Annotated in this window: 21 protein-coding genes and 1 pseudogene; 12 read left to right on the plus strand and 10 right to left on the minus strand. The window is 57.8% G+C overall.

Annotated elements, in window-relative coordinates; translation table 11 throughout:
- Positions 1-71: 71 nt before the first annotated feature.
- From Hhyl2_RS19680 to Hhyl2_RS19695, 4 genes are read right to left on the minus strand one after another with little or no spacing between them, the layout of a single operon-like run.
- Complete coding sequence (locus tag Hhyl2_RS19680; protein WP_483552507.1) at positions 72-872, minus strand: hypothetical protein; 801 nt, start codon at positions 870-872, stop codon at positions 72-74.
- Between the two features lies 1 nt (position 873).
- Positions 874-1,719, minus strand: a complete 846-nt coding sequence (locus Hhyl2_RS19685; RefSeq protein ID WP_483552508.1) for a carbohydrate ABC transporter permease — start codon at positions 1,717-1,719, stop codon at positions 874-876.
- Positions 1,716-2,639: a carbohydrate ABC transporter permease gene (locus Hhyl2_RS19690; protein ID WP_483552509.1), complete on the minus strand. Its 924-nt coding sequence runs from the start codon at positions 2,637-2,639 to the stop codon at positions 1,716-1,718. Before Hhyl2_RS19690 ends, Hhyl2_RS19685 begins: the two co-directional genes overlap by 4 nt.
- 6 nt (positions 2,640-2,645) lie before the next feature.
- Positions 2,646-3,983 carry an ABC transporter substrate-binding protein gene (locus tag Hhyl2_RS19695; RefSeq protein WP_483552510.1) on the minus strand — a complete coding sequence of 446 codons (1,338 nt, stop codon included), beginning with the start codon at positions 3,981-3,983 and terminating at the stop codon, positions 2,646-2,648.
- 161 nt (positions 3,984-4,144) lie between these two features.
- On the opposite strand from Hhyl2_RS19695, the gene Hhyl2_RS19700 reads away from it, so the two are divergent.
- Positions 4,145-5,260, plus strand: a complete 1,116-nt coding sequence (locus Hhyl2_RS19700) for an ABC transporter ATP-binding protein (protein WP_483552511.1) — start codon at positions 4,145-4,147, stop codon at positions 5,258-5,260.
- Positions 5,261-5,300: 40 nt separating this feature from the next.
- On the opposite strand, the gene Hhyl2_RS19705 is transcribed toward Hhyl2_RS19700, so the two are convergent.
- Positions 5,301-6,266, minus strand: coding sequence for an IclR family transcriptional regulator domain-containing protein (locus tag Hhyl2_RS19705; protein ID WP_483552512.1), 966 nt, complete (start codon positions 6,264-6,266; stop codon positions 5,301-5,303).
- 449 nt (positions 6,267-6,715) lie between these two features.
- On the opposite strand from Hhyl2_RS19705, the gene Hhyl2_RS19710 reads away from it, so the two are divergent.
- A complete protein-coding gene (locus Hhyl2_RS19710; protein ID WP_483552513.1) occupies positions 6,716-7,789 on the plus strand; it encodes a glycerol dehydrogenase in 1,074 nt (357 codons plus the stop codon).
- Between the two features lie 510 nt (positions 7,790-8,299).
- On the opposite strand, the gene Hhyl2_RS19715 is transcribed toward Hhyl2_RS19710, so the two are convergent.
- The gene (locus tag Hhyl2_RS19715; RefSeq protein WP_483552514.1) at positions 8,300-8,563 is read right to left on the minus strand and encodes a winged helix-turn-helix domain-containing protein; all 264 of its coding nucleotides are present in this window, start codon (positions 8,561-8,563) and stop codon (positions 8,300-8,302) included.
- A gap of 218 nt (positions 8,564-8,781) precedes the next feature.
- Between Hhyl2_RS19715 and Hhyl2_RS19720 the strand changes: the two are divergent.
- From Hhyl2_RS19720 to Hhyl2_RS19745, 6 genes and pseudogenes are all read left to right on the plus strand, one after another.
- Positions 8,782-8,886 (plus strand): annotated as a pseudogene (locus Hhyl2_RS19720) (DNA-binding protein); the annotation flags it as partial.
- Positions 8,887-10,372: 1,486 nt separating this feature from the next.
- Positions 10,373-11,008, plus strand: a complete 636-nt coding sequence (locus Hhyl2_RS19725; RefSeq protein WP_483552515.1) for a type 1 glutamine amidotransferase — start codon at positions 10,373-10,375, stop codon at positions 11,006-11,008.
- Positions 11,009-11,134: 126 nt separating this feature from the next.
- On the plus strand, positions 11,135-11,623 hold the full coding sequence (locus Hhyl2_RS19730) for an Lrp/AsnC family transcriptional regulator (protein WP_483552516.1): 489 nt from the start codon (positions 11,135-11,137) through the stop codon (positions 11,621-11,623).
- A 213-nt stretch (positions 11,624-11,836) separates the two neighbouring features.
- Positions 11,837-13,165: an aspartate aminotransferase family protein gene (locus Hhyl2_RS19735; protein ID WP_483552517.1), complete on the plus strand. Its 1,329-nt coding sequence runs from the start codon at positions 11,837-11,839 to the stop codon at positions 13,163-13,165.
- A complete protein-coding gene (locus tag Hhyl2_RS19740; RefSeq protein WP_483552518.1) occupies positions 13,158-14,549 on the plus strand; it encodes an NAD-dependent succinate-semialdehyde dehydrogenase in 1,392 nt (463 codons plus the stop codon). Before Hhyl2_RS19735 ends, Hhyl2_RS19740 begins: the two co-directional genes overlap by 8 nt.
- Entirely contained in the window at positions 14,546-16,063 is a 1,518-nt protein-coding gene (locus tag Hhyl2_RS19745) for an aldehyde dehydrogenase family protein (protein WP_483552519.1), read from the plus strand. Before Hhyl2_RS19740 ends, Hhyl2_RS19745 begins: the two co-directional genes overlap by 4 nt.
- A 15-nt stretch (positions 16,064-16,078) precedes the next feature.
- On the opposite strand, the gene Hhyl2_RS19750 is transcribed toward Hhyl2_RS19745, so the two are convergent.
- Both Hhyl2_RS19750 and Hhyl2_RS19755 read right to left on the minus strand, forming a co-directional pair.
- Positions 16,079-16,951 (minus strand): VOC family protein, encoded by an 873-nt coding sequence (locus Hhyl2_RS19750; RefSeq protein ID WP_483552520.1) that lies wholly within the window; start codon positions 16,949-16,951, stop codon positions 16,079-16,081.
- A 7-nt stretch (positions 16,952-16,958) separates the two neighbouring features.
- Positions 16,959-17,921 (minus strand): extracellular solute-binding protein, encoded by a 963-nt coding sequence (locus Hhyl2_RS19755; RefSeq protein ID WP_483552521.1) that lies wholly within the window; start codon positions 17,919-17,921, stop codon positions 16,959-16,961.
- 390 nt (positions 17,922-18,311) lie between these two features.
- Here Hhyl2_RS19755 and Hhyl2_RS19760 point away from each other — a divergent pair, with 390 nt between their 5' ends.
- The 4 genes from Hhyl2_RS19760 to Hhyl2_RS19775 all read left to right on the plus strand — a co-directional run bounded on the left by Hhyl2_RS19760 (position 18,312) and on the right by Hhyl2_RS19775 (position 22,306).
- On the plus strand, positions 18,312-19,370 hold the full coding sequence (locus Hhyl2_RS19760; protein ID WP_483552522.1) for an ABC transporter ATP-binding protein: 1,059 nt from the start codon (positions 18,312-18,314) through the stop codon (positions 19,368-19,370).
- Positions 19,371-19,373: 3 nt separating this feature from the next.
- A complete protein-coding gene (locus Hhyl2_RS19765) occupies positions 19,374-20,294 on the plus strand; it encodes an ABC transporter permease (protein ID WP_483552523.1) in 921 nt (306 codons plus the stop codon).
- A complete protein-coding gene (locus Hhyl2_RS19770) occupies positions 20,287-21,144 on the plus strand; it encodes an ABC transporter permease (RefSeq protein WP_483552524.1) in 858 nt (285 codons plus the stop codon). Before Hhyl2_RS19765 ends, Hhyl2_RS19770 begins: the two co-directional genes overlap by 8 nt.
- Positions 21,145-21,313: 169 nt before the next feature.
- Positions 21,314-22,306 carry a transposase gene (locus Hhyl2_RS19775; protein WP_483548670.1) on the plus strand — a complete coding sequence of 331 codons (993 nt, stop codon included), beginning with the start codon at positions 21,314-21,316 and terminating at the stop codon, positions 22,304-22,306.
- Positions 22,307-22,337: 31 nt separating this feature from the next.
- On the opposite strand, the gene Hhyl2_RS19780 is transcribed toward Hhyl2_RS19775, so the two are convergent.
- Together Hhyl2_RS19780 and Hhyl2_RS19785 are read right to left on the minus strand one after the other, a co-directional pair.
- The gene (locus Hhyl2_RS19780) at positions 22,338-22,871 is read right to left on the minus strand and encodes a helix-turn-helix transcriptional regulator (protein WP_483552525.1); all 534 of its coding nucleotides are present in this window, start codon (positions 22,869-22,871) and stop codon (positions 22,338-22,340) included.
- Positions 22,868-23,473, minus strand: coding sequence for a hypothetical protein (locus Hhyl2_RS19785; RefSeq protein WP_483552526.1), 606 nt, complete (start codon positions 23,471-23,473; stop codon positions 22,868-22,870). The genes Hhyl2_RS19780 and Hhyl2_RS19785 overlap by 4 nt, the downstream gene beginning before the upstream one ends.
- Between the last annotated feature and the right edge of the window lie 193 nt (positions 23,474-23,666).

Consider the following 23,666-nt stretch of genomic DNA (forward strand, 5'->3'; position numbering starts at 1 on the left):
GTGTGGTTTTTCTTGAGATACCATATGTAGTTTTCGTCCACATCGTCGTCGTGAAGCAGAGAGAAAGAACGCTATTTGTTTACAGTCCGATACATCTCGGTACCGCTCAGTGGTGTGTCGTCGTCGCGCGTTGCTCGCGAGACGAGTTCGATGTGGTAGGCTGCTGCAACCGCGCCGAACAGGAGCACGAACCCGATGGTGAGTCCGAGCGTCGCGAGGAACACGATCACTGTCACGAGTAACAACTGGAGGCCAACCGTCGGTTCGCCGGCGACCCACAGGTAGGCGTCTCTGAGTGCGGATTTTGGCTGTTGGCCGGTGGCCATCATGACGAACGTCGGCATCAGGAGGACACCGAGATAGAGTCCAGCGTATAGCGAGCCTGCAGTTAGTGCCATCCCGGCGATACCCGTCGAGAGACCACTCAGCACGTATAACGCCGCGATACCGACGAATGCTATCGGCACGAATCCGAAGAGCGATGCTGGCACAAGGTTCGAACGAACCGTATCGACCACGTACTTACTGTCGACCCGTCCGGTCTCCCTGAGAGAGATGACCGTCGCGTAGAGCCCCACACTGGCAGGACCGGCCGTCACGAGCGGAATCGAGAGGAGTACCCAGATTACGCTGGCCGGAACGAGTGCAGTGCTGTATCGATAGACGAACCGAAGTGTGGATATGGTGGCGTTGGACTCGTCCTCCGGATCGTCTGCGTCGCCGTGACGCCAACCGTTGGTCACCGCGGACGACTCGGGATCGAACACCGATCCGGTTGTGAACTCCTCTGAGTCGGCTGACCGATCGCTCGTCTGGTAACTCGACTCCGCGGTTCGCATCTGGTCGTTCGACGGTGTCGAATGGCGGCTCATGTTATCCTGTGGTCCCCTGCATCTGCACGGCGTTCACCAGATGCTCCTGTAACAGGAGGAACACCACGAACAGCGGGAGGACAGCGAGGAACGTCCCAGCCATCTCGGCACCCGGCTGAAACACCTGGGTGGGCTGCATCGTGACGATCCCGACCGGGAGGGTGAACTGGTTCTGTCCCTGTAGGACGATGAGCGGCCAGAGGAACTGATTCCACGTGTACACGAAGGTGTACAGCGACAGTGCGGCGATAGCTGGCTTCATCAGGGGCAGCACGATCTTATAATAGATCTGGAACGTCGAGAAGCCGTCGAGTTTGGCGGCCTCGATGACCGAGTCCGGCAGATCACTGAAGAACTGCGTGAACAGGAACACACCGATGGGCATGGCGCTGAACGGCAGTATGACCGCCAGCGGATTGTTGATGAGCCCGAAGTCGGTGATGATGGTGTACAGCGGTACCATGTTGGCGAACACCGGCACCATAAACGAGGCGACGATGATCGAGAACACGATGCGCTTGCCCGGCCAATCCAGTTTGGTCAGTGAGAACGCGATCATCGAATCGAGGATGACCACGAGCACCGTTGTCGTCGCCGCGATGACGAACGTGTTGATGCCCCACTGGACGATGGGTGCGCCCGCGAGGACGGCCTCATACCATCGGAAAGTGATATCCGGCGGAATCCAGAAGGGTTGGCTCGTGAACGTGAACCGCTCGGGCTTGATCGATGTCGATACCATGTAAGCGTACGGTAAGAGGAAGATCGCTGCAGCTCCGTACAGCGCGACGTAGACACCGATCGATCGGACGCGTTCCGACAGGATATCGGGACGTGCAATGCTCATGCGCTCTCACCTCCGCTGACGAAGTAGTAGTTCCCCAACGAGACCGCAACCAGGACGAAGAACAGGAAGTAGCCCACAGCGGCCGCGTAACCGAACTGCCCTTCGTTGAACGCCATCCTGAAGAGGTACATCACGAGCGTCTGGGTGGACTCGCCAGGACCTCCGTTGGTCATGATGTACGCCTGTCCGAACACCTGGAACGACCAGATGAACTGGACGGTGGTGACGAACACGATCGCTGACCGCATCTGCGGGAGGGTGATGTCCTTGAACGCACGCCAGGAACTGGCCCCGTCGATGCGCGCGGCCTCGTACAGGCGCTCGGGGACGCTCTGACGGGCCGCAAGCAGGATGACGAAGTTGAACCCAACCGTCCACCAGATCGTCGCGAGCGCGATGGCGGGCATCGCCCAGGTAAATGAGTTCAACCACGACGGCGGGTTCGAGATGAAGAAGCCGATGTAGTAGTTGATGATGCCGTACTGGGGCGCGTACAACTCGGCCCAGATGAGCGAGACAACCGAGACGGTCAGCACGTACGGGCTGAAAAAGACCGTACGTAATATCCGCTTGCCCTTGACGTCACGGTTGACGCCGAGTGCCAGGCCGAGTCCGAGGACGACGAGTGTTGGGACAGTCAGCGCTACGAAGACGACCGTCGCCCGGACCGACTTCCAGAACGCTGGGTCGCCTAACATCCGCGTGTAGTTCTCGAACAGGATGAACTCCGACTGGGCCGGCGCAAAGGCGTTCCAGGCGAAGAGGCTCATGTAGAACCCCTTCAGCAGCGGGTAGAGCAGGAACACCGAGAACAGCACGAGATACGGCAGCGCAAAGAGGATGCCGTCCCGCGTCTCGGCGTCACTGAGGTCTATCGCCCGGAGCTTTCCGAGGAACGAGTAACTGTCTTCAGTTGCCATCGTAGGTCATCCCTGGAGGTTGCTCGTGACCTGGTCTGCAGCGGTCGGGATGGCGTCGGCCGCCCCCGCCTGGCCGGAGTAGATCTGCTGAATAGCCTTGTTGACAGGGCGCTTGTAGTCCTGGGTGTTCTCCGTGCTGGGCATGTAGGCGAGTGCCCCGTTCTGGGCCATCTCGTTGTACGTCGAGAGCGTCTTCTCCCAGACCGTGGCCGACTGGAGTTCGTCGGACTCCAGAACACTGGTGGCCGCCGGAAGGTGACCGGCATCGGTACCCCAGGTCAGCCCAGCCGTCTGCGTGAGCCACTCCGCGACTTCGGTCGCAGTTTGGGCCTTGTCGGTGCCGGCGGGGACTCCGAGCGTGTGACTGTTGGCCCACGTGAGGTCGGTCGACTGTTCGGGACCGACGAAGGGCTGGGTCATACCCCACTCGAAGTCCTGCTGCTGGAGGACGCCGAAGTACCACGTCCCGTTGATGGTCATCGCCATGTCACCAGAGCGGAAGGCCTTTGTCCCACGGTTCTCCGTCGCATCGGCCTGGTCCCACCCCCACTCGCTGGTGATGTCACCGTAGAACTCGCCCAGTGCCACACCGTCCTCGCCGCCGAACTCCGCGCTGGTCTTGTCCTGGTTCAGGAACGAGCCGCCGCGGCCGCGGAGCCACGCGATGAACTGGCGCACCTGGAATCGGTTGTACGGATCCGGGCTGAACGCCAGGTAGTCCGTCTCCGATTCGATGGTGTTCGCGGCTTCCTGCAGTTCCGAGAACGAGGTCGGCGGACTCTCGGGGTCGAGACCGGCCTCTTCGAAAATGTCCTTGTTGTAGTAGAGCCCGTTCGGGTGCGTATCCAGTGGGACCGCGATGCGGGAGCCGTCGAACTCCGTCGAGTCCCAGATAGACGAGACGTACTTGTCGCCCGCGCTGGACGAGAGCGTGTCGCCGAGTGGCTGCAGCGCCTGTGCGAATCGCTGCAGTTCAGTCGTGTGGAAGACCGCGAGGTCAGGCGCGTTCCCACCCGTCATAGCAGTGAACAGTTTGTCGTAGTACTCCGCGAACGGCTGGCGCTGCCGTTCGACCTGAATCGAGTCATGCTCCTCGTTGAACTGGTCCACCATCGCCTTCATCGCTTCACCGTCACCGCCAGCGAACAGCGTCCAGAACTGGAGGGTCGTCGTTCCGGAGCCAGATCCGCCCGTGGACCCGCCGTCGCTTCCACCGTCGTTATCCGAACCCCCGTCCCCCCCACTGTTTCCACCACAGCCTGCGAGGCTGATGATGCCGGCTGCACCGGCCGTTTTTAGAAAGCTACGCCTGGTCTTGGAACGCTGATAGTCGCGTGGCATCATCTAGCCCCAATGAAATCGCCCTATTTATAATTTTTGTTCGTTGACGAAGCCCCCGGATCCAGTAGGGACGTTTCAGGCCCTATACCGTCGAAAAACGGCGTATTAATGTTCCAAAGGATAAATTATATATGTTTGCTTGAGCCACATTAGGACAGTCGGTCATGAGTCAGGTTACCTTTCAGAACGTCGAGAAGCGATACGACGAAGTCGTCGCAGTCCAAGGCATCGACCTCGAAATCAGGGACGGAGAGTTTCTCTCTGTACTCGGCCCGTCCGGTTCCGGAAAGTCGACGGTGTTGCGTATGGTTGCGGGCCTCGAAGACATCTCCGACGGAACGATCAAGATCGGAGACAGAGTCATCAACGATGTCCATCCACGAGACCGGGGTATCGCGATGGTCTTCCAGAACTACGCACTGTACCCACACATGTCGGTCAGAGAGAATATGTCCTACGGACTTCGGCTGACGACGGATCTGCCCGAGTCAGAGATATCCGAGCGTGTCGAATCCGCTGCGGAGATGATGGGGATCAGTGAGCATCTGGACAAACAACCGGCCGGACTCTCAGGTGGGCAACAGCAGCGCGTCGCGACAGGTCGCGCCATCGTCCGCGAACCCGAAGTCTTCCTGATGGACGAGCCGCTGTCGAACTTGGACGCGAAACTCAAGATGCACATGCGGACAGAGCTCCAGCGCATCCACGAGGAATTGGATACGACGACGATGTACGTCACTCACGACCAGGAGGAGGCGATGACGATGTCCGACCGGATCGTCATTATCGCCGATGGGTCGATCCAGCAGGTCGCCAGTCCAGACGAGATCTACAACGAACCGGCGAACCTCTTCGTCGCGGACTTCATCGGAAGCCCCGCGATGAACCTCTTCGACGTCCGACTCGAGGGGGACACACTCGTCCACGACGAGTTTGAGTACGAGCTCTCCCCGGACCGAGCCGACCGAGTCCGGCAGAATGCGACAGTAGATGAGTTCGTCCTCGGCATCCGACCTGAAGACATCTCGATTGCCGAATCGGACGCGACCAACACAGTCGAGACGGCGATCGACGTCGTCGAACCGGTGGGGTCCGATAATTTCCTCTACGTCCAGTTGAGTGATGAGGAGTGTACCGTGCGAGCGTCGGCCGATTTCAAGCCCGAGCATGGTGACCCGATCTCGCTCACGTTCGACGAGACCAATCTCCATCTCTTCGATAGTCAGACAGAGAAGAACGTTCTCGCTGGAGATGGGCACCGACTGGAACAGACCGCCTGAACGTCGCGCTATTAGATCTATCAGGGCAACTCCCCCAGTTTCAGACGTAGATCGCGTTGACCTCAATGACGTTTGCCACGCCAGTTACGAGCTCTGGCAGTCGCTCCTCCAGCCGCTCGCCTTTCATCCGACTCCGTGGAGCCGTCACACTCACCGCACCGTGGAGGTCACCATCTCCGAAGACGACGGGGGCGGCGACACACCGAATCCCCGGCTTGGCTTCTTCGTCGTCGATGGCATAGCCACGATTACGCGTTTGTTTCAGCTCCTCGAAGAGCCGCTCTCTGGAAGTGATCGTCTGCTCAGTAAATTGTGGTAACCCCCGCTCTTCGACGATAGATTCGACTCGTTCTTGGGGGAGTTTCGAGAGGATTGCTTTCCCCAGCCCACTACAGTGCAGCGGTTCGCGGAGCCCGATCTCGTGTGACGTTTGAATCGCATCTGCACCGTTGGCCTTGTACATCAACACGTTCTGGCCGTGCTCTTCGAGACTAAACAGCGCCAGTTCCCCACTCTCAGATGCCAGTCTATCGACTTCCTCGGCGGCGACATCGAACACGCCGGTGCTGTGTTTAACACGCTCCCCGATGTCGAGAAATCGCAGACCGTTCTCGTAGTTGTCTCCTCGCTGGATCACGTAGTCCTCTGTTTCGAGCCACGAGAGATACCGTTCGACTGTCGAGGTGTGCGTGTCGAGTTCGTCGGCGACTGCCTCCGGTGTTGCCTGTCCGTGTTCTTTCAGTACTTCGATGATGCCGAAGGCCATCTCCAGACTCGCCGTCTGGCTACCGATTGTCCTTCGATACTCGCCATCGACTTGCTCGACTTGCCCTTCCGCCCGGAGTGTAGAGAGATGACGATGTGCTGCACTCTTCGAGAGATCCAGGGCATCCGCAACTTCGGTGACACCTGCGCCATGCTTGACCCCCAATTCAGCTAAGATCCTGAACGAGGTCTGGACTGTCTGTACAGTGTCTCCGTTTGCTTCGTGATTGGAATCGGACATCGACTACCAATTGTGAACGCCGCTACATAACCATTCCGCCTGTTGGGAGAAGTATCAGGAAAGTTCTGGAATGCGGGACATTTTCAAACAGTCCCGCTATTTAGAACCAAGGACACTATCTGTTACATGCTGTGGTAGTCCGTCAAGGGGTTCTTTCCGGATGGGTTTATGACCTGTCCATTTCGAGGAATAACACAAGTACGGATGTTATTCCAGTACCGGGCTCCGGAACTCTACTAGTATCTGACCCGTTTTCCTCGGAACGTTTCCCTCGTCACCCTCTGTCATAGTGCGGACTCACTCGTCACACAGGTTCCCGAGGTCAGAACGATTCTAAACTGTGTTCTGTCGATACAAACTGATACTTTACTGTCTCTCTGTGCAGAACGTGAGGTTCTATTGTTTCACCACACGTAAGAGTAATACCTGCGGGCGACAGAAAACAGACCATGTCACGTTCCTTTGTCTCTCCTGGTCGCTATCTCCAGGGAGACGATGTTCTATCCGAGTTGGGGACCGCTGCGACACGACTCGGGTCGCATGCCCTGCTTGTGGCAGACGAAACTGTGCTGGCTGTCGTTGGTGATCAGGTCGAAGCGTCGTTTGCCGATACCGAGTGTTCACTTACTGTCGCCCGCTTCAACGGCGAATGTACGGCCCCCGAAATCAGCCGTCTGGCGGATATCGCACGTGGGGCCGACGCCGACGTCGTCGTCGGCGCAGGTGGGGGCAAGACAACCGACACGGCAAAAGCGATCCGTGCTGCAGTCGGTGGTGCAATGATAGCTGTTCCGACGGTTGCATCGACTGATTCACCGACAAGTGGTCTCTCTGTCCTGTACAATTCTGACGGTACACTCGATTCGGGGATCGTCCATAACCAACGACCTGACCTCGTTATCGCGGACACAACGGTCATTGCAAATGCCCCAGCGCGGTTCTTTATTTCGGGCATCGGCGACGCACTTGCAACCGAATACGAAGCCAACGCGGTTGCCACCGGCACGGGTGAGACGGTCGCAGGTGGTCGACCAACACGTGCGGGGCTCTCGATAGCCTCGGAGTGTGGCCATATCCTTCGTGAGGACGGGGAGGCAGCGGTCCAGGCTGTCGAGGCGGATGAGGTTGTTCCGGCGGTTGCCAACGTCACCGAAGCGATTATTCTCCTGTCGGGTCTCGGGTTCGAAAACGGCGGACTGGCTGCTGCCCACGCGATCCACGACGGAATTACGAGGACTGTGCACACGGACACAACTCATGGGGAAAAGGTGTGTGTTGGCCTCCTCGCACAGCTATTTCTCGAAGGACGACCCAGATCCGAAATTCAAGACGTTGCCTCGTTCGCTGCTACCATCGGTCTCCCGACGACCGTAGCCGATATTCAACTCGATGCCAGCGACGATGCACAACTTACTGCTGTTGCCCAGGCTGTGTTCCAGGGCGAAAGTACCATCTCGAATCAGTCCGGATCGTTCCGTCCAGCTGATATTGTCGATGCACTTCGCGCACTCGACACCTTATGAGAGCAGTGGAATCATAATCGCGTGAGGTCAGGCATCTTGCTTCCACGACGTGACTTTCAGACACGCACGAGGGAGACTTCATGGGATTGACGCTCAAAAGCCTGGAGCGTGAAGAACGTCATGGCGTCCCGATCACTAATTTATGATATGCACTTGTAGGTACGGGAGGTCGGTACGTTCTTGTGAAGCGGATTGCGTAGTTGCCATCGGTCCTCTCCATAACCACGCGCCTCGGTGTTCCTATGTATTGCTGTTGTTCCGGACCAACGAAAATCTGTTGCTGCGGAGCAACCAAGGGTATAGAGAGGAACTATGTCGATTCGTGACCCGATACCAATGAACCGATGAAGAGAGGCTCCATATCATTGGATCTGTCCAGGCTCCATTCGTCACTGCTGGAGACGTAGCAGAGACAGTTTCCCTTTCTCCGGAAAGAGCGAGATAGCGCCCCAATCAATTTGATACACGGGGAGAGATTGACCGCACGAAAATCGGGAGTAGCGCCGGTGTTTATTGGACCCCCGGCTCTTCGTCAGGATCCAAGTACGCTCGACCGTCGTTAGTAATCCACCAAACGCGCACACGGCCGATTTTGCGAGTGTCCACGAGACCGTCCTCTGACATCCGCCGCAAGCGCTGATCCGCGGCTTGCCGGCTCACACCTGTCCTCTCAGCGATATCGCTCGTTCCCAGAACCGGAGGATATGCCAAGGCCAGTACTTCGAGTATGGACTTCCGATCAGCGGTCGGATCCGGGCCGGGTTTCTCTGTCACTGTGCCAGTCTTTCACCTGCCTGAGTCATTAGTTATGCTGAGTGCGTCCCTTGCTACAGAGCAAGGGCTAATAATGCTTGCTCCAGAGAAGGAGATAGAGCAAGGTTCACCCACCGCGGCGTCCCACCGAATCCATGCGCACAACTAAGCCCACCGACGACGAGAGGCCCACTCCCGGCCGTTTGACCCGCCAACACCTCGCGCGCAGGTAATCCAACATGACGACCTGCCACGAACTCACAGGCTTCCAGCGGGCTCTCCTGACGGCCATCGCCGGCGTCGAGCCCTACGGCCTCGCACTCAAAGCCTATCTAAACGAGCGCACGAACGTCTCTCGCCTCACCCGACGGCACAAAACTGCTCCAGGCCCAGGCCGAACTGCTCCCGAGCGTCCGTGACACCTGCCAGGTCGTCGCCGACAGCGGTGATCGGCGATGAGCCCGTCAGTCGACACTCAGCGAGACAGAACCGGGACCCGGGTGGATGTTGTCAGAGGCACACTGCCACCGAAAGGGTGGTGGGCCGGGTCCCTGCGCAGTCCTACGTGGGTATCCAGCTTAACTACCGCTGTGAGAATCGCTGTCGTATGTCTCTGCGTGACCGTTGGCCCCATCGAGCCAGGCGACAGGGCCAGTCGCCGCGTGCCTCTGACAATCGTGCCGGACAAAGCCAACTCTGCTACGCCGGCAGCGTCCCCTACGCTGTCGAACGTAGATGTAATTGTTGCATCACGACAAGTTCACGGCTCACTGCAGGCCATACAGCAATGCCATACTCGGTCGGTCTACTATCCGGGAGGTGGCTCCTGACGACTATTGTCAACAGGCTGCCTGGACTACCACATCTATTGCCTGCACACGTCCGGATGACCACCTACCCCGACCTGAAGCGCGAGTGCTCTCTCACCGAGAATCGTCTCTATCGAACACATTGGAAACCCAAAGAGGGGGCGCCGAACCGCGGGGTACTAGGGGAAACCCGCGATCAGCGCCGGAACACAGAGTCAGTCGGGCCCCGGTGGATGCGCTCGGGGCGTGTGGAAGGGGACTGCGAAGCGGGAACCGGGACCCATCAAAGAGGTCGGTGATGGGTCGGGATAAATTTTCTGAACTGCGGGACTGCGACTCGATTCGAGGGGGTGCATGAGCCTTCCCCAACGCGGTGAGAGTATCACGCTGGCAGACTACGACAGCGGCCCCTGGCTGTTGGCCACTGCCATCCTCGAGAAATCTGTCCGGGCAGTCCTCTGTACGGAGTTGCCGCCCAGGTACCAGCGCCGCCTGCGTGGGACTGCGAGTGATCCAGGGACAGCGGGAGCTCGTCCAGGCTATCGGCCAGACCGACTTGCAGGTCTTAGCGATGCCACGACAGGCAATCGAGCGACCGGGTACAATGGAGCTGTGTGCCACACTGAACACGATCAAGGTACTGAGGGGAATGGCACGTCTCCGATGTTAATCGAGTCACCGTCGCCGTTGATGGCCCAGAGGGAGTCCCACGGTGATCGTCCCGTCTCGTACCACCAACGAGTGACCTCGAACACACAGGCAGGAAGCTACCACCCGGCCAGTGTAGCGACCGCTCGTGAGCCACAGCCATGTCGCGGTCCCCGTTCTGAGGTCGGTTCGTCATCTCGCATTTGCCCGATGAGATGGAGTCGCTGCCGAAATATCGCGTGCCACTCACTCATGGCCGGATTGAGGGCTTCGAACGGCGTTGATTTGGAGGAGCGAGCGTGGAGGAACCCCATCAGATTGGACTGAATCCATGTAGAAAATCTTTATTTGGATATGCTCCAAATACAGGACGATGATCGTGGTTCTGGATAACGAAGTGAAGCCGGATTACCGATACCTCGGGCCGGAGATCTGCCACTTTCTTCGGGACGTGGAGTACCGAGTATACGAAGAATTTGATGAGGAGGCCACGGTTACGGAGTACGATGGAGTCATTTTGACCGGGTCGACTGCCAGTGTGTACGATCCTGACCACACGGACTGGGTCAGGAAACAATCAACCCTCGTACGCTCCTGTATTGAAAAAGAGCTACCACTCTTGGGCATCTGTTTCGGGCACCAACTCGTGAACCAGGCGCTGGGTGGAACTGTCGAACAAGATCGGCGCCGATCCACGTTCGTGACTATGGATCGGATCGCCGACGATCAGATTCTGACCGGTGTTAAACCGTCTGTCCCAGTGTTACACAGCGATCTGGTGACAGAGCCTGGAGAAGATCTCGAGCCAATCGCGCGGACCGAGTACAACGAGCACTTCTGTACACGCCACACATCCGCACCTGTGTGGACAGTCCAGTTCCATCCGGAATTCACCGAACGGGTTGAAGACCGTCCATCGGACTGGAATCCAGGATCTGCCTCGTTCGATCAGTCCACGGCTACCCGTGTGTTAACGAACTTCGAGGATATCTGCACGGGGACCGCATGACTAGCATTACAACGGTTCCATCCCAAATTGCCCGACACCCACCGACTGTGCGACTGACACGACCGATGCGAGATTGCCTGTCAGCACTTGAAAAGGACTACACTGCAACCTACAACTGGTGAAATCATGGACGAAAAAGACGTACGAATCCTGTATGCTGCGCTCGAAGAACGCTCACGGAGCCCGGAACATATTGCCTCGGTAACAGACATTCCGAAGTCGACGGTCCATTATCGGCTTGATAAACTACAAGAAGAGGGGATACTCAAAAACGATCTCTTCGAGGTCGATATGGAGAAACTTGGGTTGTCAATGCGCGCGATATCCGAGGTTCAGGCCATCTACGATGAGGACTATCATAACCAAGTGGGACAACAGCTTGCGGATATCGAAGGTGTCAATCAGGTGTATTTCACTATGGGTGATACCGATTTCATCGTCATCGCAAGTGTTCGATCCCGTGAAATGGTCGAAGAACTCATCTCGGCGTATGAGTCGATAGATGCAGTCCAACGGACTTCGTCAAAATTTGTCATCAAGACTGTCAAACATAGTCAACATCCGTTCGTGGACTTTAATCTTGAGACGCTGATCGACGAACTTGGCTCGGAGTGACCAGCTGAGATATCTCGGTAAGGTGTTGTCACTCTTTAATCGGTGTGGCGCTGCTCATCGTTTATTTCAGTAGCTACATCTCTCTGTTTCTCTGAACGAATATTACTTGGACTGAATCCAAGTATTAGTGGAGAATTGAGATTTAGTACGGAAGTTTTATTGATTCGCCGTTTGTAATCCCTCTGTACGATCGTGAGGATAGGTCACAATAGTATGAAACAGAACACAGCCAACAGCGACGTGGAAACGGACTACGAGGACTACGTAATGCCGATTTGGAAGGACCTCAACGTACCTATTAAAACGGCGTCCGGGTGCACTGTCGAGGACTTCGATGGGAACGAATATCTGGACGTCTTTTCTGGGATCTCTGTCGTAAATGTCGGACACAACAATGAGCAAGTGGTCTCAGCAGCGAAAGCACAACTCGAAGAGTTTGTCCACGGGTGCTCGTACGTCCACCCAAACGAACCTGTAGCCGAGCTGGGCGCTAAAATTGCCGCTGTGACGCCCGGTAATTTGTCGAAATCGTTCTTTTGTAACTCCGGGACCGAAGCTGTCGAAGGTGCTATCAAACTCGCCCGGAAGTATACTGGCAGCAAAGAGATCGTAGCACTTCAGATGGCGTTCCACGGACGGACGTTGGGAAGTCTCGCCCTGACCGGAAACAAATCCTACAAATCAGGGATGGCGCCGACTCTGAACGATGTTACTCATACGCCTGCTCCATACGCATATCGCTGTCAGCAATGCGCTGGAGACTGTGATTCGGGGTGTGCAGAGACACTCGAACGGACGATCAAGAGTCAGACTGCAGGCGATCTTGCTGCAATTGTCGTTGAACCGGTGATGGGGGAAGGAGGAATCATTGTTCCGCCGGATGGATGGCTCCAGCGAGTTCGTGAGATTGCCCACGCGCACGATGCGCTACTCATCGTCGATGAAGTACAGAGTGGATACGGCCGAACGGGCAAATTTTGGGCTGTGGACCACTTTGACGTCACTCCTGATATCCTCACACAGGCAAAGGGAATTGCCAATGGCCTACCATTGGGTGTCTTTACGGCGCCAGAAGCGATTGCTGACGCATTTGACCCTGGTGATCACCTGTCGACGTTCGGTGGGAATCCGGTCGCGTGTGCTGCGGCGTTGGCCACGATCGAGGAACTAGAACACGGAGTCGTCGACAATGCACGGGCACAGGGTCACTGGCTTTCGGAGCGGCTGGCACAGCTAGAGTCTGAGTATGATCTCGTCGGGGAGACACGAGGACTGGGGTTGATGCAAGGTGTGGAACTCGTCGACACTGGGAATGAGACGGGCCCACTCGGGGTTAGTCCTGCACCTGCACCGGACGTCGCTGCTGACGTGGCTACACATCTTCGCGAGGCTGGGATAATCATGGGCGTGGGTGGCTTCTACAAGAACGTCATGCGGTTCCAGCCGCCACTGACGATCACTCGCGAACAGCTAGAGCGGGCGGTGCAAGCATTGGAGACCGCCCTCGATACCGTCGCCCAGGAGCAGATGGCTGATGCCTAATACAAATCCCGCGACAGAGGAGCCCCTATCACAGTACGGCGACCACTCGGAGGCTGCGGTAGAGACTGTACTTGCATCTGCGGACGATCGAGCGACCGAGTGGTCCAAGTGGGAGTTGACGGACCGCCGGCGCCTCGCGAGCGACCTCGGCGCGGTCCTGAGAGAACGGAACGACGACTACGCCTCGACGATGGTCCGCGAGATGGGGAAACCCCACGCTCAGGCAGTCGCTGAAATCGAGAAATGTGCCTGGGCGTGTGAGTACTACGCGGAACGTGCAGGTGAACACATTCAGGACAGGCACGTCGGAACTGAGCCAACAGCTAAGACCTACGTCTCCTACGAACCGCTCGGCCCGCTCCTGGCAGTGATGCCGTGGAACTACCCATTCTGGCAGGTGTTCCGGTTCGCTGTACCTGCAGTGACGGCTGGGAACGTCGTCGTCCTCAAACACGCACCCAACGTTCCGGCCTGTGGAGAGCTGATCGAGGAGACATTCAGGGCGGCTGGATATCCGGACGGTGTCCTCGAGTCGATACGGGTTCCGGACGAGAGCGTGGCCGACATCATCGCAGATGATCGCATCCGTGGGGTAACCCTCACCGGGAGTACTGCTGCTGGCCGAGCCGTGGCCGCCCAGAGCGGGAAACAGCTGAAACCGACTGTTCTAGAACTGGGCGGGAGTGATCCATTCATCGTCCTCGAAGACGTACCGGTCGATAGCGTCGCGGCGTCCGCTGTGGACGCACGGACACAGAACTCGGGGCAATCTTGTATCGCTGCCAAACGGTTTATCGTTCGCGAGGAGGTTGCGGATGAGTTCGTCCACAGACTGGTGGCGGAGATGCAGTCACTGACGGTCGGCGATCCGACCGACGAGCAGACCGACATCGGGCCGATGGCTCGTCAGGATCTGCTGACAGAACTCCACGGACAGGTCACTGAATCCGTTGATGCCGGGGCCAGTGTCCACCTGGGTGGTGAGCCAGTCGACCGCACCGGCTACTACTATCCACCGACGGTACTGACTGACATCCCGCCGGATGCGCCGGCAGCAACAGAGGAGTTATTCGGGCCTGTTGCCGCCGTTTTCACCGTTGCTAGCGACGACGAAGCAGTCGACCGTGCCAACGCGAGCCCATACGGTCTGGGGGGGAGCGTCTGGACCTCCGACACCGAGCGGGGCGAGCGTGTCGCTCACCGGCTGGACACCGGGGTTGCGTTCGTCAACGAGAGAGTAAAGTCCGATCCACGTGTTCCGTTCGGCGGGACGAAAGCCTCCGGATACGGGAGCGAACTCGGTTCCCATGGCATCAAGGAATTCACCACGCCGAAAACGTACTGGATCGAAGCGATACAAGACGAGGAAACTAATCGACAATGACAGCACGAGACCCTGATGAGACGGGAAGACGGCATGAAACGGCAGTCAAGGAGGCGACCAACGACCAGTCGTTCGACGCCTGGATCGACGGGCAGCGATCGACTGCGGCATCCGGCGACCGTTTCGAGACACGTGACCCGGTGACCGACGAAGTCCTTACGACGGTACCACGATGCGGAGCGGAGGACATCGACCGGGCGGTCAGCACGGCCAGCGCCGCATTCGAGACCGAGTGGGGTGTGCTGGCCGGTACGGAACGTGCCGATCTGATAGTCGAGTGGGTCGAGCAACTCCGAGACCACGTCGAGGAACTCGCACGACTCGAAGCGCTCGACGTCGGGAAACCGATCGACGCAGCGACATACGAGGTCGGGAAGGCGCTGGACTATATCGAGTATTATTCTCATCTGGTTAGGAGCGACCAAGGAACACAGATTCCGTTTGCGGATGACGCCCACGCCTACACTCGCGCGGAGCCATATGGTGTCGCGGGGCTCATCGTTCCCTGGAACTACCCCATGATACTTGCGGCGTGGAAACTAGGCCCGGCACTCGCCGCAGGCAACACTGTGGTCGTCAAACCGGCCGAGTGGTCACCGCTATCGCTCACCCGTGCCGCAGAGCTCTCTGCTGACATCCTTCCGGACGGCGTATTGAACGTGGTTCACGGGTTCGGCGAGGAGGCAGGGGCCCCACTGACGGCTCACGCTGGCGTGGACAAACTCTCGTTTACCGGTGAGGACACCACGGGCGAGAAAGTCATGGGTGCAGCGGCCGGGAACATCACGCCCGTGACGCTCGAACTCGGTGGGAAGTCGCCGTTCCTCGTGTTCCCCGATGCGGACCTCGAGCAGGCGGCCGAGATCGCCGCCAGTGGGATCTTCTACAATGCTGGCCAGTCCTGTGAGGCGTTCTCGCGGACGCTGGTCCACGAAGCCGTCTACGAGGAGTTCGTCGATCTGTTCGCTGCCGAGGCGGCGTCGGTGGTTGTCGGCGACCCATTTGCAGAAGAGACCACGATGGGGCCACTCGCGTCGGCCGACCAGTACGAGAAGGTGACAGAGTATATCGACCTCGGCCAAGAGAGTGACGCCCGTCTGGTTACCGGCGGAGACAGCCCCGCGGATCCACAGACGGCCGACGGTTGGTTCGTCGAACCAACGATCTTCGCGGATGTTGACAACGATTCCAGGCTGGCACAGGAGGAAATATTTGGCCCGGTTGCCTCGGTCATCGAGTTCACTGATTACGAGGACGCAATCTCGACTGCAAACGACATCCAGTATGGGCTCGCTGCCGGGGTAGCGACCAGCGACCTCTCCGTAGCACATAGGGCAGCAGCGGACATCGAAGCCGGTACTGTCTGGGTCAACCAATACGGACGGCTGGTGCCAGGCACGCCGTTTGGCGGCTTCAAGCGCTCCGGGATTGGACGCGAGTGTGCTCGCGAGACGCTCGGCCAGTATCAGCAGACAAAGACGGTCAATATCGCACTCGACGAACCGGAACTGTAGATTCGGATCCCGCGGCTACTGGTCGCCGAGAATCCCGATTCGCACTTCGATCTCTTCGAGACCGTCGTTTTCGAGCCAGCCACATTCGTAGCCAAAAAGCTGGTCTGTCACGTCGAGTTCAAACCGATCCGAACTCTCAGTGAACGAATCGGTCCCCAGCAGGAAGGCTGCGGGCCGTTCCCCGTGCTGTTCGATTCGCTCGGCCAAGAGAGAGTCCTCGTCTGTCGGTGTCGCGAGGACGATCGGCGACTCTGGGAACCGGTAGGCTGTTGCTCCAAGGGCCGGGATGGGTTCCTCAATTGGCTCGTCGAGGCCGTAAGCTGCCCTGTAGGCGTCACTGGACGCCTCGATATCTGACACCCCGACGACTACATACGCGATGCCAGTCAGTGCTGTCTGGGCAACTGTCGGCGAGGGCCACTCGACGCGCTTCGACCGTGGTGTATGATCCTGGATGAGGAACGGGTATTTGGTCGCGACGCCACCCTCGCCAACGATGCTGAGCTCGTACTCGAAGTAGGTTCCGTCCGGTCGCTCTCGCCCGTACTCGGTCGGACCATCGACCGGGACGTCCGCCGCCCGGACCCGGTCAGTATCCGCTGCGATATCACTGCTCTCGAGGGCGAATGCACAGGGACCACCGTCGCGTTTCAGGTGGTCGTTCCACCACGGCGATTCTTGCTCGGGCTCGATCGTCGACAACAGCTCGAAGTACGAACCGTCGGGAAACGCCAGCTGTGAGAGGTGATTGACGTCGTTCGCAAGCGGCCCAGCGTACGCTGCTTCCAGCCCGATGTCCTCGAAGGCGTCGACGAGCCGATCGAGAGTTGAGCCGACGATTACTGCATGGTCCAACGTTGCGGCCGAGTTGGAAGTTCGTGGGTGCATGAGGTGTTCACTCCGCGAAGATCTGATTCCAGCGTTCGCCCCAGCCGTCCTGGTTCTCCCACATAAATTCGTAGCTCGGCGTCTTCAGTGCGCCACTACGAACATCCTCGATCGTCGGGGCACCGAACTCTTGAATCTTCGAAGGGAGCTCTGCCTCTTTGTGGGTTGGTCCGGTTCCGACGATCTCCGGCATGGCGTTCTGTGCCTCCAGTGATAACAGCTCGTTCACGTAGGCCATCGCCGGTTCGACATTTCCGCCGGATGGGACTGCGACTCCTTCGTGTGCTGCGATCCCGACAGGGTCTGGTCGCCGCACCGGCCGTAACGGCTGGCCCTGCAGGAATACGTCAGTCACCCAGATGTCCCACGCTGGCAACAACACGTCAGCGTCACCGCTCAGGAGAAGCTGCTTCGCCTGGGAGATCCCCTGGATCGTGTGGCTGTGCTTCGGTTTCACGTGCTCTTCGAGCCACTGGAACCCTGTCTCTACGTCAAGCGAATCCGAGTCAAAGCCCTGGTCGGTCTCGATACTCGATGCGAGCAACAGGAAGAGTCCCTGCGTCCAGGCGAAGGGCGGAATCGCGATGTTATCCGCCTCCTCGACCACTTCGACCCACGAAGTTGGCATCGAATCCCAGTTGTCCGTATTGATGATCGGCGCGAGCTCACCGAAGTACCAGCTGACGCCAGTGTCGTTGTAGTACTTCGCCTCGTCGTAGATAGAACTGTAGTTACTGACGATGTCAGTGTGGTCGGCGAAACTCGCCAACCAGTCGTTTCGCTGTGCCTCGTAGATGCCGTTGACGTTCACGTCGATGACGTCCGGCGGGTTCTCGGGATTCGACCGGAGCTTCGTGATCATCTGTCCGGTCGTCGACTGTTCGTCGTTGACCTCGAGGTTGTATTTCTCCTCGACCACGGGGATGACGTTCCGGCGCTGGTGTTCTGCCAGTGCACCCGCGTTCAACATGACGTTTATCGACTGCCCACCGAAATCGAGTTCGTCAGAGCTACTGCCATCCGAGCTCCCGCCAGATCCGCCATCGCTGCCAGAGCCTCCGTCGCCGCCTCCGGATCCACTCCCGCCCGAACCGCCGTCACCGTTTCCAAGACAACCTGCTAGCCCGAGTGCGCCGATTCCGGCTGTTGCACGAAGAAACGAGCGTCTGCTATCGTTATTGGTATCTTTTCGCATGGGTGTTCCGTCCGCTAGTCGTAGCTTCTCTCACATAGCTATTTTGGTCCTAATCCCATTATTCACAAATATATCGTTTCTAGTCCAATGAAAAATTTCATCGTGGGACAGTATTTCGTTATGGTCGGAATGTTTAATAGCCTCAGATAGAAATTGAGCCTATTGATGACCTCCGATCCAATGATCGAGTTTACGAACGTCACAAAGGAGTACGGGGACACTGTCGCAGTCAACGATATTTCCCTCTCCGTCGAAGACGGGGAATTTCTTGCTCTTCTGGGTCCATCCGGGTCTGGGAAGTCGACGACACTGCGGATGCTTGCTGGCTTCGAAGATCCCACAGCGGGACGAATCGAACTCGACGGTATCGATCTCACGGGTGTGCCTCCACACAAACGCGACACCTCGATGGTGTTCCAGAACTACGCACTGTTCCCTCACATGACGGTGGGCGAGAACATCGCCTTCGGCCTCAAACGTCGGAACGTACCTGCAGACGAGATTGAAGAACGAATTCAGGAAACTCTCGAACTTGTAGATCTGGTCGGAATGGCGGATCGAAAGCCGGGAACACTCTCTGGTGGCCAACAACAACGGGTCGCGACAGCTCGTTCACTCGCCGTCGAGCCAAGCGTCCTGTTGATGGACGAACCGCTTGGAGCACTGGACAAGCAGCTGCGTGATCGTATCAAGATCGATCTCACCAGGCTCCAGACGCGTCTCGGGATCACGACAGTCTACGTCACACACAATCAAGACGAAGCCCTGACCATGGCCGATCGTATTGCCGTGATGAACGAGGGGGAAATCGAACAGATCGGGACGCCCGACGAAATATACAACCACCCGACGAGTCGCTTCGTCTCCGATTTCATCGGCGATGCGAACTTCATCGATGGGACCTTGTCCAAGGACGAGGACGGAACGGTACTCCAGGCCCATGGAAAGACGCTGCACGTGGCGAACGAACGAACACCTGCAGGAGAAGCACTCGCGTTCGTTCGACCGGAGCGACTCTCTGTCGTGGCTGACACAGGCGACGGACAGAACGCGATCCAGGGGACGGTCAAACAAGTGCTGTTCGCCGGCTCCCGAACACAATATTTTGTCTCGGTCGATGGCGTTGAGTACGTGGCCGAAGGGAACGCCGAAGTCACCGTGTCAGAAGGCCAGGAAGTGACACTCGCTTGGGAACCGGAAGATACCCATCTCGTCGAGGCCTGACCGATGAGTACCATCTCGTCTTCAGTCTCCGAGGCCAACGAAGCGGTATCGTCGTTCATCAGGGAATACCGTGGGACCCGACTCGGGACGGCGCTCCTCCTAGCCCCAGCGCTCATCGCGATACTGTTCTTGATTATCGTACCCGCCCTGTTGCTGATCCGATATAGTTTCTACTCGTTCGTCGATGGCGAGATCATCAGAGCGTTTACGTTGGCGAACTACACCCGTATCTTCGACGTCTCGTTGTACATCTCTGTCACTATCCGGACAGTCAAAATCGCACTCTATGTTTCACTCGTGACGTTCTTGCTCGGGTTTCCGCTGGCGTACGCGGCCGTCCGGACTGGCGGGTGGCTCGGCCGCATCATCGTCCTGAGTACGTTCGCCCCCTTGACCATCGACATCGTCATCCGGTCGTTTGGGTGGTTCGTCTTGTTGAACGACGGTGGACTCGTACAGACTGTACTGGTATTTCTCCCGTTTATCTCCGCCGAGAACCCCCCGTCACTGCTGTTCAACGAACTCGCGATCGTCATCGGGATGACCCACATCATCCTGCCGTTCGTCGTCTTCCCGATCATCAACGTGCTCCATACGATCCCACGGGACCTTGAGGAAGCGGCACGGGATCTCGGGGCGAACCGGCTGACGACAGTCCGGAAGGTCGTACTCCCGCTTGCGTTGCCGGGTATCATGGCCGGCCTGCTCATGGGATTCTTGCTGACGATGGCGTCCTACGTCACGCCCTCGATACTGGGTGGCAAAATCAAGGTACTCCCCACGATCATCGTCACGCAGGTGACCGGCTCAAACAACTGGCCGTTCGCAGGTGCTCTCTCGATGATCCTCCTGGTCGTCGCCATCTTCGTCATCGTCGGCTATCACAGAGCACGTCTCCGTCTTCAGGGTGAGTCCAATGAGTGAACGTACCATGCAAACCTCGACAGTTCGGGACCGCATCCTCCCGCTTGTCGCGACGGTCGGCTACCGGATGCTGGTCTACGCGACGGTACTCTTCCTGTTGGCCCCGCTGTTGATCGTCGTCGTCATCTCATTCCAACAGACGCCATACGGGACGTGGCCACCGAAGGCTCTTTCGCTGACGTGGTACAGTTCACTGGCCGAGACAGTGTCGTATCTCGGAATCGTCGAAGCACTGAGTGTCAGCCTCCAGCTCGCGGTGGCTACTGCTGCACTCTCCGGTGCGATCGGATCGCTCGCCGCGATCGGGCTCGTCAGGTCGAGGCTCGAATCCTCGGCAACTCTGGAGACGCTGTTCCTCTCACCGCTGATCTATCCGTGGATCCTCGTCGGCTTCGCGATCTTGCTGGTCATCGGCCGTCTACGGTCGGACTTCGGGATCGCGATCGAACTGTCATTCTGGACGCTCCTTGTCGGGCACGTCATCATCACACTCCCGTTCGCAATTCGGACGACGACAGCGAGTCTCCAGAATTTCGATCACTCACTGGAGGAAGCAGCGGAGGACCTCGGTGCTACAGAATTGGAAACGTACCTCCACGTGACCCTCCCACTCATCAAACCAGGTGTCATCAGTGGTGTTGTCTTCGCATTCGTCCTCTCGTTCAACCAGTACATCGTCTCACTATTCCTGGCAGGTCCCGAGAGCCAGACGCTCCCGCTGCGACTGTTCAATCTCTTCTTCAACACGTCACCCCAGCAGATTGCGGCTATCGGGACTGTCCTGATGCTGGGGACGTTGTTGCTCGTGGCTGTCGCGGAGTACGCTGTTGGGATCAGTGAATACATGTGACCCGGTGTTTCACCCAGCGATTCGAGGGTAGAACTGTCGCATATATTTGAATATTAACTAATATTCAGTCGGCCTGGAATGGCTGAGGGATGTGACGCTACGTACGATATACTATGAGGGTGTCATAGAACGAGTAGCACACCAAAGAGCAGGGTGAACGCTGAGGTGGATGAGTTCAGCGACCCTGCAAGATGATCCTTCGGTAGAGTCGTTCTTCAATGTCGCGGAAACCGAGACGCTAGCGTTGTTTGAGCATCTCTCCTTTGAGTTTCTCGAAGAGTTCGACGTGTTCGCCCCGGCGCAGACGGGGCGAACACGAGATCACGAACCACCAGAGCTGATGCGTGGCTTCCTCCATTGCTACTACCACGACATCTACGGCATTCGTCCCGTTGAGCGAGAGCTTCGGAACACGGTCGTTTGGCTGAGCTGTGGGTTCGATCGACCGCCGTCGAGAGACGCGGTCGATCGCTTTCTCACCGACCTCGAACACGTCGTCGACGAGGTCTTCGACCGACTCGTCGAGCAGGCCGCCCGGCGCGGCCTGCTCGATGTGACCTACTGTATCGATTCAACTGACGTGAGAGCGATGCCCGCCGATCAAGACGCGTCGAAGTGCTACGATCCAACCGACGACGAGTACTACTACGGCTACGGTTGCACGATCGTCTCGACCGGGCAAAAGATCCCGATTGCAGCCGAGTTCACAGAGAGTAAGCAAGCACCAGAGGAGACGGCGATGCGCGTCACACGTGACGCGCTCGCCGTCGCCAAGCCGATCTGGATGGTCGGTGACAGCGCCTACGACACGCTCGACTGGCACGACCACCTGCTGGCCGCAGGGGTCGTGCCAGTCGCCCCGTACAACGCACGAAACACTGACGACCCGAAAGACATCGAGTACAGGGTCGAAGACCGCATCGAACAACACAGCGAGGACGTTCAGCTGAAGCAGTCCACGTTGGATGAGACGTACAACCGCCGTACTGGAGTCGAACGAACCAACGAATCAGTGAAGGACTGCGGCCTCGGGCGAACGCACGCCCGAGGCCGCGTCCATGCACGAGCACAGGTCTTCCTCGCTCTGTGCCTTCGCCTCGTTGTCGCAATCACCAACTACGAACGCGGAGACAATCCGGGAAGCACGATCATCACGGTGTGACAAGAGTTCTATGACACCCTCTATACTATTTTTATCTAAGCAACACCATATTACCCATCCCTCTGCGCTTGCGTTCAACGATCTCTCTCGTCTCTAAACTGTCAAGTGTACGACTGACGGTTGCCTTCGATAGGTCCGTCTGCTCGACAATTTCACTCTGCGGGAGGACTCCATCCGCGTCGAGTACTGCCTGATACACTGTTTCCTCATTGTCTGCGAGCCGTTCTGCAACGGTTTCCCATTCACTTCGCCGGGCCCGTAGAAGCTCATTGCTGGAGCTGTCTGTGGATCGGTCGGCAGACGAAGTTGCCTCCGTCGTGGATTTCGACGTCGAGTTGTGAGAGAGAAGCACCGTCGCACTGGCTCCGGCACTGGCAGCTGCAAGCGTAATTGCGACAGTATCACGGAGTGAGAACTGCCACCCTGTGGTCCCGATCCGTGTGCCACTTTTGCCGAAAGCAACCATCGTTGGTCTCGCAGCGACAAAATGTACCACGAGGATTGCTGTAGCGGTGACGAGGATTCCAGCCACAAGCAGTTCAGAACGCGGGCGTATCTGTGTCATCGGCCACCTCTGTCGAGTCGAACAAGCGATTCGACGGTTGCGGTGCTGAGATCAACCACAATACTGTATTGCCCTTCGGAATCGGCTGGTGCCACGATCACGAGCACGCGGTCCGTACTCCACCAGGATTCGCGCCGCTCGAAAAGGATGGTCTCGTTTTGCCGTTGGACAGTGAACGCGGACGCATTAGCGGGCAGCGTTGTCCGTAGTGAGGCGTTCGGTGCCGCACCGATGACCGCCGCACGGTCACTGGCGAGTCCTGCTGGTATCCGACGGATAGCGTATGTTGCATTATTCGGTGGTGGGATGTCCGCACCGACAGTGTCGGCAGCGGAGACGATCTGCTGCGCTCGTAGACGGGTTTCTGTCGGCACGGTTGGCGGCTCACGGTCGATCGCCTGAACGACTGTATAGCCATTTGTTCGGCGTATTTCGATCCGAGAAACAGTACGAACGTCCTCGACTAACACCTGTGGTTGTCCACCACTGGGTGTGGTGACGAGGGCATCGTTCTCGATCGTCAGTCGGTGCGAATCATCAGGCACGAGTCCGGTGACAGTACCGAACACGCCGAGGCTACTACCGAGGACGACCAGTGACATGACGAACACTAGTCGGGAGGAGGGGACCACGGGCATGATTGGGACTGGTAATATCGGCAGTAAGAATCTGATGGTTTCCAGGGCGTGAAACAGCGATGAAACTCGTTTCAGACGTGTTTCATCGCCGTTTCCAACGGTGATTTACAAGGGTTTTCGTATACCCCACGAGCACAGCAGTCGGGACGACCAGTTG

The sequence above is a fragment of the Haloarcula sp. H-hyl2 genome (genome assembly GCF_056934385.1).